This is a genomic window from Agrobacterium sp. 22-226-1 (assembly GCF_053522345.1).
The window spans coordinates 212,614-227,924 of the sequence record NZ_JBNWCP010000007.1; the positions used below are offsets into that span (position 1 = coordinate 212,614).

The 15,311-nt window shown below is 60.5% G+C and carries 15 protein-coding genes; 6 read left to right on the top strand and 9 right to left on the bottom strand.

The genetic code is table 11. From position 1 onward, the window contains the following. Nucleotides 1-86 precede the first annotated feature (86 nt). Nucleotides 87-2,423 carry a glucose/quinate/shikimate family membrane-bound PQQ-dependent dehydrogenase gene (locus ACQZ5K_RS14620; RefSeq protein ID WP_448740661.1) on the top strand — a complete coding sequence of 779 codons (2,337 nt, stop codon included), beginning with the start codon at nucleotides 87-89 and terminating at the stop codon, nucleotides 2,421-2,423. A 71-nt stretch (nucleotides 2,424-2,494) separates the two neighbouring features. Here the strand turns inward: ACQZ5K_RS14620 and ACQZ5K_RS14625 are convergent, their stop codons facing one another. Next, entirely contained in the window at nucleotides 2,495-2,995 is a 501-nt protein-coding gene (locus ACQZ5K_RS14625) for a YciE/YciF ferroxidase family protein (protein ID WP_003522505.1), read from the bottom strand. Between the two features lie 172 nt (nucleotides 2,996-3,167). Between ACQZ5K_RS14625 and ACQZ5K_RS14630 the strand changes: the two genes are divergently transcribed. Further along, nucleotides 3,168-3,653 carry an MgtC/SapB family protein gene (locus ACQZ5K_RS14630; protein WP_065657330.1) on the top strand — a complete coding sequence of 162 codons (486 nt, stop codon included), beginning with the start codon at nucleotides 3,168-3,170 and terminating at the stop codon, nucleotides 3,651-3,653. 6 nt (nucleotides 3,654-3,659) lie between these two features. Here ACQZ5K_RS14630 and ACQZ5K_RS14635 read toward each other — a convergent pair whose 3' ends face one another. The 6 genes from ACQZ5K_RS14635 to ACQZ5K_RS14660 all read right to left on the bottom strand — a co-directional run bounded on the left by ACQZ5K_RS14635 (nucleotide 3,660) and on the right by ACQZ5K_RS14660 (nucleotide 7,540). After that, complete coding sequence (locus tag ACQZ5K_RS14635; protein ID WP_448740662.1) at nucleotides 3,660-4,886, bottom strand: NAD(P)/FAD-dependent oxidoreductase; 1,227 nt, start codon at nucleotides 4,884-4,886, stop codon at nucleotides 3,660-3,662. Nucleotides 4,887-4,905: 19 nt separating this feature from the next. Further along, nucleotides 4,906-5,316 carry a TIGR02588 family protein gene (locus ACQZ5K_RS14640; RefSeq protein ID WP_059756861.1) on the bottom strand — a complete coding sequence of 137 codons (411 nt, stop codon included), beginning with the start codon at nucleotides 5,314-5,316 and terminating at the stop codon, nucleotides 4,906-4,908. 7 nt (nucleotides 5,317-5,323) lie between these two features. Then, a complete protein-coding gene (locus ACQZ5K_RS14645) occupies nucleotides 5,324-6,184 on the bottom strand; it encodes a TIGR02587 family membrane protein (protein ID WP_448740663.1) in 861 nt (286 codons plus the stop codon). Between the two features lie 53 nt (nucleotides 6,185-6,237). Continuing rightward, entirely contained in the window at nucleotides 6,238-6,678 is a 441-nt protein-coding gene (locus ACQZ5K_RS14650) for a PPC domain-containing DNA-binding protein (RefSeq protein ID WP_078052647.1), read from the bottom strand. A gap of 61 nt (nucleotides 6,679-6,739) precedes the next feature. Continuing rightward, nucleotides 6,740-7,300, bottom strand: a complete 561-nt coding sequence (locus ACQZ5K_RS14655) for a type 1 glutamine amidotransferase domain-containing protein (RefSeq protein ID WP_448740664.1) — start codon at nucleotides 7,298-7,300, stop codon at nucleotides 6,740-6,742. Nucleotides 7,301-7,318: 18 nt separating this feature from the next. After that, a complete protein-coding gene (locus ACQZ5K_RS14660; RefSeq protein WP_078052649.1) occupies nucleotides 7,319-7,540 on the bottom strand; it encodes a hypothetical protein in 222 nt (73 codons plus the stop codon). A gap of 292 nt (nucleotides 7,541-7,832) precedes the next feature. Between ACQZ5K_RS14660 and ACQZ5K_RS14665 the strand changes: the two genes are divergently transcribed. The 3 genes from ACQZ5K_RS14665 to ACQZ5K_RS14675 are packed head-to-tail and all read left to right on the top strand — an operon-like array spanning nucleotide 7,833 to nucleotide 11,594. After that, nucleotides 7,833-8,663 carry an N-formylglutamate amidohydrolase gene (locus ACQZ5K_RS14665; RefSeq protein ID WP_448740665.1) on the top strand — a complete coding sequence of 277 codons (831 nt, stop codon included), beginning with the start codon at nucleotides 7,833-7,835 and terminating at the stop codon, nucleotides 8,661-8,663. Next, complete coding sequence (locus ACQZ5K_RS14670) at nucleotides 8,660-10,537, top strand: flavohemoglobin expression-modulating QEGLA motif protein (protein ID WP_448740666.1); 1,878 nt, start codon at nucleotides 8,660-8,662, stop codon at nucleotides 10,535-10,537. Before ACQZ5K_RS14665 ends, ACQZ5K_RS14670 begins: the two co-directional genes overlap by 4 nt. 10 nt (nucleotides 10,538-10,547) lie before the next feature. Then, nucleotides 10,548-11,594, top strand: a complete 1,047-nt coding sequence (locus ACQZ5K_RS14675; RefSeq protein WP_003522515.1) for a glutathione synthase — start codon at nucleotides 10,548-10,550, stop codon at nucleotides 11,592-11,594. Between the two features lie 2 nt (nucleotides 11,595-11,596). Here ACQZ5K_RS14675 and ACQZ5K_RS14680 read toward each other — a convergent pair whose 3' ends face one another. Next, a complete protein-coding gene (locus ACQZ5K_RS14680; RefSeq protein WP_448740667.1) occupies nucleotides 11,597-12,619 on the bottom strand; it encodes an NAD-dependent epimerase in 1,023 nt (340 codons plus the stop codon). A gap of 86 nt (nucleotides 12,620-12,705) precedes the next feature. Then, complete coding sequence (locus ACQZ5K_RS14685) at nucleotides 12,706-14,037, bottom strand: UDP-glucose dehydrogenase family protein (RefSeq protein WP_196378951.1); 1,332 nt, start codon at nucleotides 14,035-14,037, stop codon at nucleotides 12,706-12,708. A 384-nt stretch (nucleotides 14,038-14,421) separates the two neighbouring features. On the opposite strand from ACQZ5K_RS14685, the gene ACQZ5K_RS14690 reads away from it, so the two are divergent. Then, nucleotides 14,422-15,309, top strand: a complete 888-nt coding sequence (locus tag ACQZ5K_RS14690; protein WP_003522518.1) for a DMT family transporter — start codon at nucleotides 14,422-14,424, stop codon at nucleotides 15,307-15,309. Nucleotides 15,310-15,311: the final 2 nt, after the last annotated feature.

Here is a 15,311-nt window from a genome sequence, read left to right on the forward strand (position 1 = left end):
TTTTTCGCGACGATGATGATTTTCATGGAACCAGATCACGCCCGATTTCATTTCACGCAAAGTGACAGGAATCGGGGGTTTCATTCATGGCAGTCACCGTCACTGCAGTTGTTCTCACGCTGATCGGTCTTGCGCTGTTCGGTTTCGGCTCTCAGCTCGTCATGCTGGGCGGGAGCTTCTATTACGTGCTTTCCGGACTGGCGTTTCTGTTGACGGCCGTTCTGCTGTTCAAGCGCAATCGCGCAGCCCTTCACGTCTATGCCGTCTTCATTGTCGCGACGCTCGCCTGGGCCATATGGGAAGTCGGCTTCGACTGGTGGCAGCTTGGCCCCCGCGGCGGCGTCATCATTCTCATAGGCCTCTGGCTTCTGGTTCCCTGGGTCAGAAAGCCGCTCGGTTTTTCGAGCCCGACCGGGCTTAGCTACGGGCCGAATGCCTGGCCGCTTGCCCTTTCCGTGCTCGCCTCCATCGTCGTGGCCGGATATTCCATGGCGCAGGATCCGCACGATACGGCAGGTTCCTTGCCTCAGGAAACGGCCTCGGCCACGCCCGCCTATGGCGGCAATGTGCCTGACGGTGACTGGCATCAATATGGCCGCACGCCCTATGGCCAGCGTTATTCGCCGCTGACCCAGGTCAATGTCGACAATGTCTCGCAGCTCAAGGAAGCCTGGCGTTACCAGACGGGCGATGTGAAGCTGCCCGATGATGTGGGGGAAACCACCTATCAGGTGACGCCGCTGAAGATCGGCAACACGCTTTATATCTGCACGCCGCATAATTGGGCGATTGCCATCGATGCCGCCACCGGCAAGGAAAAGTGGAAATACGACCCCAATGTCGGTCTCAATCCGGATCGCCAGCATCAGACATGCCGTGGCGTTTCCTATTATGCCGAGCCGAATGCCGCTCAAGGCACGGCCTGCGCGGAGCGCGTCTACCTGCCGACCTCGGATGCGCGGCTGATCGCGCTCGATGCCGCCACCGGTCAGGTCTGCACGTCCTTTGCCGATCAGGGTGTGCTGCATCTCGAGCAGGGCATGAAATACAATCCCGCCGGTTATTATTATTCGACCTCGCCGCCCGTCATCGTGGCGGGAAAGATCATCATCGGCGGCGCGGTGAACGACAACTATTCCACGCAGGAACAGTCCGGCGTCATCCGGGCTTTCGATGTGAACAGCGGCGCGCTCGTCTGGAACTGGGATTCCGGCAATCCGGCGAAAACCGAACCGATTGCGGCGGGTGAAACCTACACCACCAATTCGCCCAACAGCTGGTCGGTCTTCAGTTACGATGAAGGCCTCGGCCTCGTTTATATCCCGCTTGGCAATCAGGTGCCGGATCAGCTCGGCATGGGCCGCAGCGAGAATGTGGAGAAATATTCCTCCTCCATCGTCGCGCTGGATATAAACACCGGCAAGGATCGCTGGGTGCGCCAGACGGTTCATCACGATCTCTGGGACATGGACGTGCCGGCCCAACCGGTGCTGCTCGACATCACCAAGGACGGCCAGACCGTGCCGGCTCTCGTCGGCCCGACCAAGCAGGGCGATATCTACGTTCTCGACCGGCGCACCGGCGAGCCGCTTCTGCCGATCACCGAAGAGCCCGCGCCGGGCGGCGCCATACCGGAGGACTTCACCTCTCCGACGCAGCCGACGACGGCCCTGTCCTTCAAGCCGGAGCCATTGCAGGAAAAGGATATGTGGGGCGTCTCCATGTTCGATCAGCTCGCCTGCCGCATCCGCTTCCATCAGCTGAACTACAAGGGCCGCTATACGCCGCCCTCGTTGACCGGCTCGATCATCTATCCCGGCAATTTCGGCACCTTCAACTGGGGCAGCGTGGCGGTCGATCCCGAGCGTCAGGTGATGTTCGGCATGCCGACCTATCTCGCCTTCACCTCGCAGCTCGTGCCGCGCGCCGACATTCCGCCGAAGGGTCAGGACGAAAAGGGAAGCGAACAGGGCCTCAACCGCAATGACGGCGCACCCTATGGCGTGTTCATGGGCCCGTTCCTCGGTCCGCTGCAGATCCCCTGCCAGGCCCCGCCATGGGGTTATGTCGCGGGTGCTGACCTGCGCACCGGCGATATCGCCTACAAGCACAAGAACGGCACGGTCCATGACATGACGCCGCTGCCGCTGCCCTTCAAGGTGGGTGTGCCGGGCATTGGCGGGCCGATGATCACCAAGGGGGGCGTCGCCTTCCTCGGTGCGGCCGTCGACAACTACCTGCGCGCCTATGATCTGACCACCGGCAGGCAGCTTTGGGAAGCGCGCCTGCCGGCCGGCGGTCAGGCAACGCCGATGACCTATGCGCTGGATGACGGCAAGCAATATGTGGTGATGGTTGCGGGTGGCCACGGCTCCGTCGGAACCAAACCGGGCGACTATGTGATCGCCTATACCCTGCCGTAATCTCTGCAGGTTTCAAGATACAAAAAAACCGGAATGGGCGACCATTCCGGTTTTTGTTGCCAGGGAGGATATCAAGCCGCTTTTTTCTCGGCGGCGGCGTTAACCGAAGTTTTGGCGAGCGCGGTCAGCGCATCATCGGTTTTCGCTTCTTCCTTGAGCGTGGCATCCAGCAACGAAACTGCTTTCGTGTGTCCCAGCTTTTCCGCCCATGCCTTCAGCGTGCCGTAACGGGCGATCTCATAGTGCTCGACCGCCTGTGCCGAGGAAACCAGACCGGCGTCGAGGGCGGGCGTGCCCTTGAAGTCCTCCATGATTTCCTCGCCCTCGGCGATGATGCCCTGAATGGCTTCGCAGGTCTTGCCCTGTGCCCGCTTGCCGATGATCTCGAACACCTCCTGCAGGCGCTCGATGTGTCCCTGCGTTTCTTCCTTGTGTTTTTCAAAGGCCTGTTTCAGCTTCGGATCGGTCGCCGCCCGCGCCATTTTCGGCAGGGCTTTCAGGATCTGCCTCTCGGCGTAGTAGATATCCTTCAGCGTATCGTAAAACAGGTCGTCGAGTTTCTTCTCGGCCATTGGTCCTTCTCCCATGTGTGAAAATACATGACGTGCGCCCATGCGCACGGGAGACAAACCCTTTGCTGCGCCCATGGTTCCGGCTCGGTTGCGCGCAACGTTTATATTGCCGCGCGGAACCAACACGCCTCTGCGAACTTAGTGTGAAGAAATTTCGGGAGGAGACGCGACAGTGCCCCAGAGCCTTGCAGAAGAATTTTCCATGAATATTTCCATCCCCTTCGAGGTGCTGCTGGTGCGTGTGTTCGGCGCAGTCATCCTGTGCGGCCTGATCGGTCTGGAACGTGAGTTTCACAAGAACACCGCCGGCCTGCGCACCAACATGCTGATCGGCCTTGCCGCCGTCACCTTCTGCGTCATCACCATTCACATGATGGAGACGATGGCGGAAGGCCATGAGGCCGCGCGGCTCGATCCCATCCGCCTGGTGGAGGCCGTGACGGCGGGCATCGCCTTTCTCGCGGCGGGTGTGGTCGTTTATACCAGAGGCGATGTCAAAGGCCTGACGACGGGCGCCAGCATGTGGCTTTCGGCGGCAATCGGCCTCTCGGCCGGCCTTGGCATGTGGCCGCTTGCTCTTCTTGCTTCGGGAATGGGCATTGTCGTCCTGTGGACGCTGCGCCGCTTACAGGTGGCGGCGGGCATCAAGGAGGAATGAACGACATCAGCTGAAGCGGAAAAGATCGGCGTCGGGGTCCTTGCCGCCATTGATGGCGGCGGCCACGATTTCAGCGGCGATCTGGCTGAAGGTGATGCCGTTGCCGCCGAAACCCATCACGGCATAGACGTTGTTCATGCCGGGCACCGCGCCAATCAGCGGCAGGCCGGTGGTGGTCGTGCCGAAGGCCGCCGCCCAGCGATATTCCGGCTTTCCCATATCGATGCCGAGAAGCTTTTCGATCTTGCGGCGGATCGCTTCCGCCTTGGCGGCGAGCTTGCGCTCCGACTGGTAGGCGGTCGGGTTTTCCTCGTCCTCGCCTCCGGCGATCATCCGCCCCTCGCGATCGGTGCGCAGGTAGAGATACGGATCGGACGCCTCCCAGACGATATGGTTCTCCAGCCAGTCGGGGAGGTCGAGCCCCTTTCTGCTCGCCAGCGCCCAGGTGGAAATGATCTGGTGTTTCGGGCTCTCCAGCACTTTCAGGAATTCATAGCCGGTGCAGAAAACGACATTGCGCGCTGAAAGGATTTTGCCGCCGGCGGTGGCAAGGACAACCTCGTCGCCGAGGTTCCTGAGATCGGTGATCTCAAGCTGGGAGACGATTTCGGCGCCGGCGCCCGCCGTGTGGCGCAGCAGGCCGGCCGTCAGCTGCGCGGGATTGGCGGAGGCCGAAATATCGCTGAGGATGGCCCCGGTCCGGTGCAAGCCGTATTGCTCTCTCAGTTCCGCAGCCGTGAGAAAGCGGGCCTCGATGCCCGCTTCTTTGCGGGCATCCGCTTCGGCCTTCAACGCGCGCGATCCCATTTCGTCCCCAGCCAGATAAAGGGCCTGTTTGCGCCTCATGCTGCAGGAAATGCCGAGCGAAGAAACGATTTCCTCCAGCCGCAGGACGGCGCGGGCGGAACGCTGCCATGCCCTGTCGGCCGCGTGCCTGCCGATCATCTTTCGAAGCTGCGTCAGCGGCGTGTCGATTTCGTGCTGGATCATCGCGGTGCTGGCGACGCTGCTGCCCATGACCGGTTCACGCCGGTCGACGATCAACAAGGATTGACCTGCCCGTTGCAGGGCGTGGGACACCAGCGCGCCACTGATACCGGCGCCGACGACGATCGTGTCGTAATGGTCGGCCTCCGGCGTGTGCCTGCTGCGGACGCCAATGCGGGGCGTATCCGCCCACACGGGCTTTGAATCCCTGAGGTCGCGTGCTTTCGTCAGTTCCGATGTCGGCATGAAATCATCCTGAAAGGTGTCACGGCTCGGTATAGCCGGCGACATTGATGGTGAGCGTTGCGCTGCGGGGATCGTTGCGGAAGAAAAGCGTGCCGGTGTCGCGAGACTCCGAGGCGACGTAATCGAATGTCACATCGGCGCTCTCCAGCGTTGCGCCGTTTTGCTGCAGGTCGCCGCGCACCTGCACCTGCGCCGCCGTCGTCATGGACAGGTTGCGGATGTCGAACCGCACCCGGTATTGCCCGGCCTGCGCCTCTACGCCGGTAACGGCGATTTCGAAGCGGGCATCCTCCGGCCTGTAGCGATAGATGTCATAACCGATCCAGCCCAGCATGGCGGCGACAAGGAGCGTGCAGATGGCGCCCGTCAGCCATTCCACCCAATGGGGCTCGGGGCTTTCCGTATGTTTGCGGCCCTTGGATATCGTCATCTTTTCCTCACAGGATCAGCCGGGCAGAGGCAGCGCCGATCGAGGCGGGAACGCCGAGAATCACGGCGGCATTCATGATCTGCGACAGCGATGTGTGGTCGAGGCGCTCGAAGGTCCAGAGCGTATAGATGCTGATGGCGATGGCGATGACATATCCGGGCAGGGTGAAGCGGATGAAGGATTGCCACCACTTCTGCCCTTCGTGCAGCTGGTGCGAGCCCTTGAAGTGAAGCGCGTAGACAAAGCCATGCATGATGGCGACCGACAGCAGGCAAAGCGCCAGAATGTGATAGGGCGTCACCTTATAGGCGATCAGGATCATTTCTTCCGTCGGCGCAACATTGAGGCTGAGGAAAAGCGCGCCGACCACCATCATGAACAGTTCGTGCAGATAACCCGTCTCGCCGGAATATTCGCCCTCCTCTTCATCCTCCGCGTCGGAATGCTGACCGAGCTGGCTGCGCCCAAGCAGTGCGCCGATGCTGGCTGGAACGGATTGCAGCGCAATCTTGGCGACGATGTTGGAGGCGGTGATCTGGTCGTTCAGAATGCCGAACAGCAGCAGCACCGCGGCGCTGACGGCAATGCCCAGCCCATAGGCCGTTATCGCATCGCGCAGCGCCTGGCTCCAGGAGTGAATATTCTCGAAACCGATGCGGCGGGCGAGAAGAAGCAGCAGCGGCAGGTTGAGAATGCAGAGCAGAAGAAGCCGCCAGGAATCGACGTAAAGACCGAGAAACCACATTTCCATGGTCATCAGCATGGGCAGGGCAAACAGCAATGCACCCGCCGTGCCGCGCGCGAGGCCGATCAGAAATTGCCCGACCTCGTCATCGTCCGCATCTCTTCGATTGATCGCCGTCACCATGCCGCCCCCTGTCCACAGCGATAACGCAATGGCGTTTTTCCGGTTCCGTGGGTTTATTTCGCGGGATCGATGAGAGCGATGCCGAATTCCGGGCGATAGCTGCGCCGCAATTCCGCCGGTGTTTCGCGAATGACGACTTCCAGCGTCGGCCGCACCACCCCTTTTAGAAAATGGCCGCCCCTGGTGGAGCCATCGGCAAAGCCCAGAACCACATGCAGGTGCGGATTGGGCGTGTCATTCTCGTCAAGGGTGATATCGCCGAGCAGGCTCAGAACCTCGCTCTGGTCGGTGACCGGTATTTCCTTATAGTCCTGCGTCGAAAGATCGAAAAAGGCGAGTGTTGCCGTGGCGAAGGCGCCGATCGCGGTAACCGAGGCGGCGTTGATATTCTCGGCCCTGGCAAAGCGCCTGATGGCCTCGAAGGCTTCTTCCTCGGGATCGATGACGAGGATGAAGGTACGCTCCGCGCCGCTTGCCAGCAATCTGCTTTTCATGTCTTCCTCCCATATAGAAGTGCCGCCGGGAAACCGGCGGCACGGGAATAGGGTGTGTGTCTTAAGCGGCGCGGCGTTCGTGGCGGCCTTCCTCGACTTCTTCCACGATCTTGGCGACGAAGGCGTCGAGATCGTCAGGGCTGCGGGAGGTAATGATCCCCTTGTCGGTCACCACCTTTTCATCCTTCCAGTTGGCGCCGGCGTTCTTGAGGTCGGTCTTGATCGACCAATAGGAGGTGGCGTCGCGGCCACGCAGGGCGTCGGCTTCTACAAGCAGCCAGGGTGCGTGGCAGATGGCGGCCACCACCTTGCCGGATTTGATGAAATCACGCACCACCCGCATCGCATCCTCGTCATGGCGCAGAACGTCCGGGTTGATCTGGCCGCCGGGTAGAACCAGCGCGTCAAAATCGTCGGTTTTTACGGCCTTGGCGGATAGATCGACGGCGATGCTGTCACCCCAGTCTTTCTTGTCCCAGCTCTTGATCTCGCCCTCCTTGATGGAGGCGACCTTCACGTCTGCACCTTTGGCCTTCAGCTGGTCATAGGGCACGCGCAATTCGGAACGCTCATAGCCGTCCGTTGCGAGAATGAGGATTTTTGCAGCGTTGATGGCGGTCATGTCTGTCTCCTTTCGGGTTCAGTCTTCCTTGTCGGAATTGATGGAGGGCAGGAAAAATTCCACGTCCTTGAGCCGCTCCGCGTCGAGATTTTCGATATGCGTTTGCCAGAACCGTTCGGCTTCCGCCGGTTCGTGCTGCCATTGGCGCACGAAGGTCTTGTTGTCATCGATCATCACCTGACGCGTGCCGCCGAGACGCAAATATTCTTCCGCAAGTTTGCGAGTTTCGGTCTTTTCCATGTCGCGGCTCCTTGTGCGTGGAAAGCGGGAACGGAGGGGTGCCGGATGGGCAAGAAGCTCGGCTGCCATTTCGTTGGCCACCGGGAGAAAACGGAAAAATCCCGATGTTCTTCAGCGCCATCGCGTCCGTTTGACACGGCGGCCCCTCCTGCTGGAACAACGTGAGCTTTCCGGTAAGGTTCCGCAGTTTTTTCGGCGGCCTCGTTGCCGGTGCCGAATGTATCGCGCGCAATTTTTTACCGGAACAAACGGGCATGTCCCGCTGTTTTATCCCCGATGCAGGGGAGGCAGCATGACAGCCAGACAGAGTGACGGTGAATACTGCGGTGACAACGAAAACAAGGGTTTCTGGTCGATCGATTTCGGCAACTCACCGGTTATCGGCACGGCCATTCATGACGGTCATCGCATTAGACCGGACGTATCCGGGCTCATCGCCCTTTCCCCGGAACAGCGGCTGCGGGAGGAAGACCCTTTCACCGGTGAGATGATCGCCGGACTGACGAACCGTCTCGTCGTTCACCATTCGCGTTTCGAAATCGATCTCAACCGTGCGGCCGATCAGGCGATCTATCTGAAGCCGGAACAATCCTGGGGGCTCGAGGTCTGGAAAGAAGAGCCGGCGCAGGAGGCTATCCGGCAATCGCTCGATTTTCACGCCGACTATTATGCGATGCTGGAGACCGTGCTCTCTGCAATCGAAAGGCGGCACGGCGCCTTCGTCGTGCTGGATGTGCACAGCTATAATCATCGTCGGCAGGGCGCCGCTGCGCCGCCGACGGCGCAGGCGGAGGCGCCCGATATCAATATCGGCACCTTTTCCATGGATCGCAGCCGCTGGGGCGATATTGTGAGCGCGGTCGGGCACCATTTCGCGTCAGCGACCATCGGCGGACGCCGCCTCGATGTTCGCGAGAACGTGGCGTTTCAGGGCAAGGGGGAGCAGACCCGTTTCATCCACGAAAGGTTCGCAGAAAATGGCTGCGCCATCGCAATCGAGTTCAAGAAATTCTTCATGGACGAGTGGGCGGGAAGGCCGGATGCGCGTGTCGTGGCGGATATTCGCCAAGCGATAACAGCACTCCAGCCGGTGCTCGAAGAGTGCCTGAGGTCGCGGCGATGAACCTCTCTCCCGCCCGCAGCGCGCCGTCTTCCATCGCCGATCTGGTCGATGATGTCGTGTCCTGCCTCGAGGCCGGCAAGGCCATCCGCCGCGATGTCGGCAAAGACGGTCGTCTGCATATCGACCGGCCGCTGCCGTTCCTCTGCCTGCATCTGACGGGCGGCACGAAAAATCTCGCCGCCCGCGATATCGCCGCCGCCCATGCCTCCTATCTGATCGCGTCGACCATTCAGGAGGCCGCGCCGCTGATCGAGGCCGTTGGCACGGTCATGCGGCAGCGCTTCGGCGCCTTCATCGTCCTCGATATCGGCGAGCTGGAGCATGACATCCTGCTGGCCGACGATTCGCCTTTCCTGCCGCATTATGAGGTTTCCGTCTCGGCGACGGCTGAACCCGAAACGCAGAATGCCCGCCGGGTCTTCATCAAGGCGGTTTGCGATGCCGAAGTGCGTTTTCGCACGCCGCGCATCACCCGGCCGGAACCGGATGCCGATCCCGTTCTGCGCTTCAAGAAAGCGGGCCTCGATTTTCCCTGCATCAGCGTGCGTTTTGCGCCGATCTACCGCCAGCCGGAATCCGGTGCGGATTATCCGGGCCTGCGGGTGACGATGATCGCCGATCTTTTCGATGCCGGCCTGCAGGCTTTTTCATCCTTCGCTTCGGGCAAGGACGCGCTCAAGGTTACCAGCCACCGTGCGCTGGGGCGCAAGGCTTTCGTCGATGCCGTCAGGCGCGCCGACCGGTCCGTCGACGATATTGTTTCATCCTTCGATTTTCTGCTTTCCGTCACGCCCATCAATGCCCGCCGGGCCTTCGAGGAATTTCGCGATGGCGGCTTTCAGTTCGCGCCGCGCCTGCTCTACCGGCCGCTCGGCGTCGATGTCGAGGAGCAGAAACGCAAGCTTTATTCCGTCGTGTTCGATCATCTGGAAGACCCGGTGCTTTATAATCTCTACCGGGAGAAACAGCAGGAGATCGATCTGCAGCTGACGATGCTCGCCAATCTGCACCATCGCACCTTCACCGATTTTTCACGCGCCCTTTATGGCGCTGTCGAACCGGCTCTTCTTCAGCTGGCGCTGCGGGTGCTTGCGGATTGCCCGCGCAGGGAGGAAAGCAGCGAAATCGCCATGGTCGATTGTTACGCGGTCGCCAAGAAGTCGCGGGAGATGGTCGAGACCTATCTTGCGGAAGACCCGGAATTCAAGGCGCGCGTCGAAATCCGCGACGACCTGCCGCCGGGCCTGATGGTGACGGGCGAGAAGCTTTTGATCTCCCGCCACACCGTCATGGAACAGCGCCGTTTGGAGGCGCTGCTGTCGCATGAGATCGGCGTGCATCTTCTTACCTATTTCAACGGTTCGTTTCAGGGGTTGCGGCTCTTCCGCACCGGCCTTTCCGGTTATGAGGGCGTGCAGGAGGGGCTCGCGGTGCTGGCGGAACATCTGGCCGGCGGCATGACGCGTGAGCGCCTGCGGCTGATCGCCGGCCGCGTTATCGGCTGCGCCGCCATGCTGGATGGGGCGAGCTTCGTGGAGACTTTCCGCACCATGACCCGCGATCACGGTTTCGATGAGGCCGGGGCCTTCAACATGGTGCTGCGCATCTATCGCGGCGGCGGTCTTTCCAAGGATGCGATCTATCTGCGCGGGCTGGCGGAGGTGCTGGACCATCTGCGCAGGGGCGGGGCGCTCGATCCGTTCTGGATGGGCAAGATCGCCGCCGCCCATTTTCCGGTGATGCAGGAGCTTGCCCTGCGCGGCCTGCTTCGCCCGCCGGGCGTCAGGCCCGCATTTCTGCTGCCCGCCAAGGCCAATGAGCGGCTGGAAAAAATACGGGCGGGATTATCCATTGCCGAACTGGCGACATTATAGGAGGGGCTTCATGCGTATCGCATTTTTCGTCAATTCCATCGAAACCGAGGGACCGAACTACGCGACCGGCCTGCTTGCCATGGCCGCGCTCAATCGCGGCCATGAGGTGGTCTATCTAACGCCCGGCGATTTCACCTTGCGCTCGGACGACAGCCTGACCATTCACGCCACCGTGCTGCCGAAGGGGAAAATCAAGAAAGGCGAGACGTTCCATTCCACGCTTCAGGACAAGGCGCTGGAGCGGCGAACCATGGATGTGGAGGAAATCGATGCGCTGATGCTGCGCAACGATCCCTCGCTCGACCAGACGACGCGGCCATGGGCGGTGCATGCCGGCATCCTGTTCGGGCGGCTTGCCGAACAGCGTGGCGTCGTGGTTCTGAACGATCCCGAAGGTCTGGCGCTTGCGCAGAACAAGCTCTATTTCCAGAGCTTTCCCGAAATCGTTCGTCCGACTACGATCATTTCGCGCAATGTCGAGGAAATCCGCGCCTTTGCCGACGCGCACCCCAAGGGCGTCATCGTCAAGCCGCTGCAGGGCTCCGGCGGCAAGAACGTCTTCAAGATCGGCTCCAGCAAGGAGACCAATCTCAACCAGATTTTCGAGGCGGTGAGCCTTGAGGGATATCTGATCGCGCAGGCCTATCTGCCGGCCGCCAAGGATGGCGACATCCGCTTCTTCATGATGAATGGCCGTCCGCTGATGCGTGAAGGCAAATATGCCGCCCTTCGCCGCGTGCCCGCCAAGGGCGACCTGCGCTCCAATATCCATGCCCATGGCACGGCGGAAGCCGTGAAGGTGACGGATGAGATCGTGGCGCTTGCCGAAATGGTGCGGCCGAAGCTGGTGGAGGACGGCATGTTCCTCGTCGGGCTCGATATCGTTGGCGACAAGATACTCGAAGTGAACGTGTTTTCCCCGGGTGGTCTTTCCAATATCCGCGATCTCACGGAGATGGATTTCAGCGACACGATCATCGAGGCCGTGGAAACCAAGATCACCATGCAGAGCGCTTCCGGCGGCACCATCTCCAACCGCCTGCTGGCGACGCTGTGAGGTTATTCCCGTAATTCGGCCGGGTGCATCTCGCGATACCAGGCGACGAGGGCCTTGATGCCCTCCTCGACCGGGGTTTGCGGCACATAACCGGTGAGGGCCCTCAGAAGATCGGGCGAGGCGAAGGTGCGGGGAACATCGCCCTGCTGCATCGGCAGCATGTTGCGGATCGCGGGTTTCCCGACCGCCTTTTCGACCGTTTCGACGAAATGCATCAGCTCCACCGGCTGGCCGCCGCCAATATTGACCACACGGAAGGGCGCGTGGTGCGAGAGCGTGTCGGTGACACCTTCCTGCGTGACGCGGTTTTCCTCGGAAGGGATGACCGCGCTCAACCGGACGATGCCCTCCACCAGATCGTCGATATAGGTGAAATCGCGGCTCATATTGCCTTGCCCGTAAATATCGATCGGCCGGCCGTTGGATACGGCGTCGACGAATTTGATCGGCGCCATGTCCGGCCGTCCCCACGGGCCGTAGACCGTGAAGAAACGGAAGGCGGTGGTGGGCAGCTTGTGCAGATGGGCATAGCTGTGCGCCATCAGCTCCATCGATTTTTTGGTGGCGGCGTAAAGCGTCATCGGCTCGTCCGCCTTGTCGCTTTCCGCGAAGGGTATTTTCTCGTTGGCGCCGTAGATGGAGGAGGTCGATGCCAGCATCAGATGCTTGACCTCAAGGCTTCTGGCGAGCTCCAGCATGTTGAATGAGCCGATGAGATTGGAATTGATATAGGCCCGCGGATTTTCAAGACTGTAACGGACGCCCGCCTGTGCGGCGAGGTGGATGATGATCTCAGGTTCGGCGGCCTCAGCCGCACGCTTCAGCGCATCCGTATCTTCCAGCATGCCGATTTCGGCCCGGAAGCCATTGGAGCGGGAAAGAATGGCGTGGCGTTTTTCCTTGAGGCTGACATCGTAATATTTCGTCATGCCGTCGAAACCGGTCACGAAGTGGCCGGCGTCCAACAGTCGCTTGGCAACATAAAAGCCGATGAAGCCAGCCGTGCCGGTAACCAGATAACGCATGATGATTATATCCCGAATCCGTTGGTGCGTTTGCGGCCTGACCGAAGCGCAGAAAACCTTTTAATGAAATGGCGAAAACGAAACCTCTATGCGCCCTTGTCGGAACCGCCTTCATGCGGGCGACCGACGGCGGCATAGATGAAACCATGCGCGGCGACCTCATCCGTGCGGTAGATATTGCGCAGATCCACCAGAACAGGGGTTTTCATGATCGCCTTCAGCCGCGGCAGGTCGAGCGCGCGGAACTGGTTCCATTCCGTCACGATCACCACGGCGTCGGCATCTTCCGCCGCCTCGTAGGGGCCGGCCGCGTATTCGATGTCTTCCATCAGATGGCGGGCATTCGCCATGCCTTCCGGATCGTAACCGACCACTTTCGCACCGCCATCCTGCAGGGTCTGGATGATGGCGATTGCCGGGCTGTCGCGCATGTCGTCGGTATTCGGCTTGAAGGTAAGGCCAAGCACGGCGATCTTCTTGCCGCGCACATCGCCGCCCACCGCATTGATGACCTTGCGGCCCATGGCGCGCTTGCGGTTGTCGTTGATGGCGATGGTGGTTTCGATCAGCCGCACCGGCGCATCATAATCCTGCGCGGTCTTGGCGAGCGCCAGCGTGTCCTTCGGGAAACAGGAGCCGCCATAACCGGGGCCGGCATGCAGGAATTTCGGGCCGATGCGGCCATCGAGACCGATGCCGCGCGAGACATCCTGCACATTGGCACCGACCTTTTCGCAGAGGTCAGCCATCTCGTTGATGAAGGTGATCTTCATCGCCAGAAAGGCGTTGGCGGCATATTTGATGAGTTCGGAAGCGCGCCTTGTGGTGAAAAGCAGCGGCGACTGGTTGAGATAGAGCGGGCGATAAACCTCGGTCATGACGGGGCGGGCGCGCTCATCCGAAAGGCCGACGACGATGCGGTCCGGCCGCTTGAAATCCTCGATGGCCGCACCTTCGCGCAGGAACTCCGGGTTGGAGACAACCGCAAAATCGGCCGAGGGGTTTTCCTCGTGGATGATACGCTCCACCTCGTCGCCAGTGCCGACGGGAACGGTGGATTTGGTAACGATGACCGTGAAACCGTCAAGCGCATGGGCGATCTCTTTCGCTGCCGCGTAGACATAACCAAGATCGGCATGGCCATCGCCGCGCCGCGAGGGCGTGCCGACCGCGATGAAGACGACATCGGCATTGGCGACGGCTGCGGAAAGATCGGTGGTGAAGCTCAACCGCCCGGCCTTTGCATTGTTGGCGACAATGGTCTCCAGACCCGGTTCGAAGATCGGAATATGGCCGTTTTTCAGGGCCTCTATCTTCTCCGGCATCTTGTCGACGCAGACCACATCATGGCCGAAATCCGCAAAACACGCGCCGGACACAAGGCCGACATAACCCGAACCGATCATCACAATCCGCATTCTTTTTCCTTTCGGTTAGCGAGGCCATGTTAACGCAGCAATATCAGCCGGGGAAATCGGCGGATGAAAATCGCACGATAATATTTAGCCGCCTTCATGCCCGTCGCCAAGCGCCACGATCAACACCGGCTAACCTCTTTCCATGACGGGGATGTGATGACCATGGCGGGACAAATTTGCCGCACCTTGCAGCCATTTGCACTGGCCGGGTCCAATCGGGCAATTTTGCCGTTTTTCCGGCTTGCACTCATAGGTAGCCGGGTCTAGCCATAGGGCTGAGGATCAAATCTGCCAGACTGTCTGTCCCTTGAAAGGGGCGTCCGGGTCGCGTTCCACGCGGCCGGGGGATGCTTTGCATTGCGGTCGGTGTTTGGGGACGTTCAAATGCAAAAGGGTTTTCTGCTCGGTCTGTTCGCTTATGCGACCTTTTCCATGGGCGATGCCACTATCAAGTCGCTTGGATCGCAGATCAGCGTTTTCGAAATCGGCTTCTTCAGCATTCTGTTTTCCGGCATCTTCATTTTCTTCAGTAAGCCGCGCGAGGAAAGGTGGCGTGAATTCTGGCGCATGAGCCGGCCCTTCGCCGTGCACGGGCGCGCGATCTCCGGCCTTTTCGCCGGTATTTTCGGCATCTATGCCTTCACCACCATTCCGCTGGCGGAAGCCTATGCGCTGATCTTCCTGTCGCCGCTCTTCGTGACCGTGCTTTCCGCCGTCGTGCTGAAGGAGAATATCGGCCCATGGCGCTGGGCGGCGGTTCTGGCGGGTATCGTCGGCGTGATCCTCGTCGTGCGGCCAGGCTTCAAGACGCTGGAACTCGGACATTTCGCCGCCATCGGCGTCGCCTTTCTGGCGGCAATGACCATCGTTTTGCTGCGCTCGCTTGCGGGCAAGGAAAAGCGCACCTCGATCATGGGCGTGCTGCTGATCTACGGCCTCACCTTCAATGGCATTGCCTCCATCCCCGAATTCGTCATGCCCAACCTGCACCAGCTCCTGGCCTTCGCCTTCATCGGCCTTTGCACGGCAACGGGGCAGATCACCCTTCTGGTCGCCACCCGCATCGCGCCGGCGAGCCAGATCGCGCCATCGCATTATTCGCAAATCCTCTGGGCCGTGGCGATCGGCATGGCTTTCTTCCACGAATATCCGGATGCTGTCGCCGTGCTTGGTCTGGCCGTCATCGCCGCATCGGGACTGCTGACGATGATCCGCGAAAAGGTGAGGCTCGGCACCGTGCGCTGGAACCCGTTTTTCCGCAATCGCCTGTGAAT

Bases quoted from the DNA above. Each gene is read 5' to 3' on its own strand.
- ACQZ5K_RS14665 (WP_448740665.1), top strand. From the start codon at position 7,833: ATGACAGCCAGACAGAGTGACGGTGAATACTGCGGTGACAACGAAAAC.
- ACQZ5K_RS14675 (WP_003522515.1), top strand. From the start codon at position 10,548: ATGCGTATCGCATTTTTCGTCAATTCCATCGAAACCGAGGGACCGAAC.
- ACQZ5K_RS14620 (WP_448740661.1), top strand. From the start codon at position 87: ATGGCAGTCACCGTCACTGCAGTTGTTCTCACGCTGATCGGTCTTGCG.
- ACQZ5K_RS14650 (WP_078052647.1), bottom strand. From the start codon at position 6,678: ATGAAAAGCAGATTGCTGGCAAGCGGCGCGGAGCGTACCTTCATCCTC.
- ACQZ5K_RS14655 (WP_448740664.1), bottom strand. From the start codon at position 7,300: ATGACCGCCATCAACGCTGCAAAAATCCTCATTCTCGCAACGGACGGC.
- ACQZ5K_RS14635 (WP_448740662.1), bottom strand. From the start codon at position 4,886: ATGCCGACATCGGAACTGACGAAAGCACGCGACCTCAGGGATTCAAAG.
- ACQZ5K_RS14660 (WP_078052649.1), bottom strand. From the start codon at position 7,540: ATGGAAAAGACCGAAACTCGCAAACTTGCGGAAGAATATTTGCGTCTC.
- ACQZ5K_RS14640 (WP_059756861.1), bottom strand. From the start codon at position 5,316: ATGACGATATCCAAGGGCCGCAAACATACGGAAAGCCCCGAGCCCCAT.
- ACQZ5K_RS14690 (WP_003522518.1), top strand. From the start codon at position 14,422: ATGCAAAAGGGTTTTCTGCTCGGTCTGTTCGCTTATGCGACCTTTTCC.
- ACQZ5K_RS14645 (WP_448740663.1), bottom strand. From the start codon at position 6,184: ATGGTGACGGCGATCAATCGAAGAGATGCGGACGATGACGAGGTCGGG.
- ACQZ5K_RS14625 (WP_003522505.1), bottom strand. From the start codon at position 2,995: ATGGCCGAGAAGAAACTCGACGACCTGTTTTACGATACGCTGAAGGAT.
- ACQZ5K_RS14670 (WP_448740666.1), top strand. From the start codon at position 8,660: ATGAACCTCTCTCCCGCCCGCAGCGCGCCGTCTTCCATCGCCGATCTG.
- ACQZ5K_RS14680 (WP_448740667.1), bottom strand. From the start codon at position 12,619: ATGCGTTATCTGGTTACCGGCACGGCTGGCTTCATCGGCTTTTATGTT.
- ACQZ5K_RS14685 (WP_196378951.1), bottom strand. From the start codon at position 14,037: ATGCGGATTGTGATGATCGGTTCGGGTTATGTCGGCCTTGTGTCCGGC.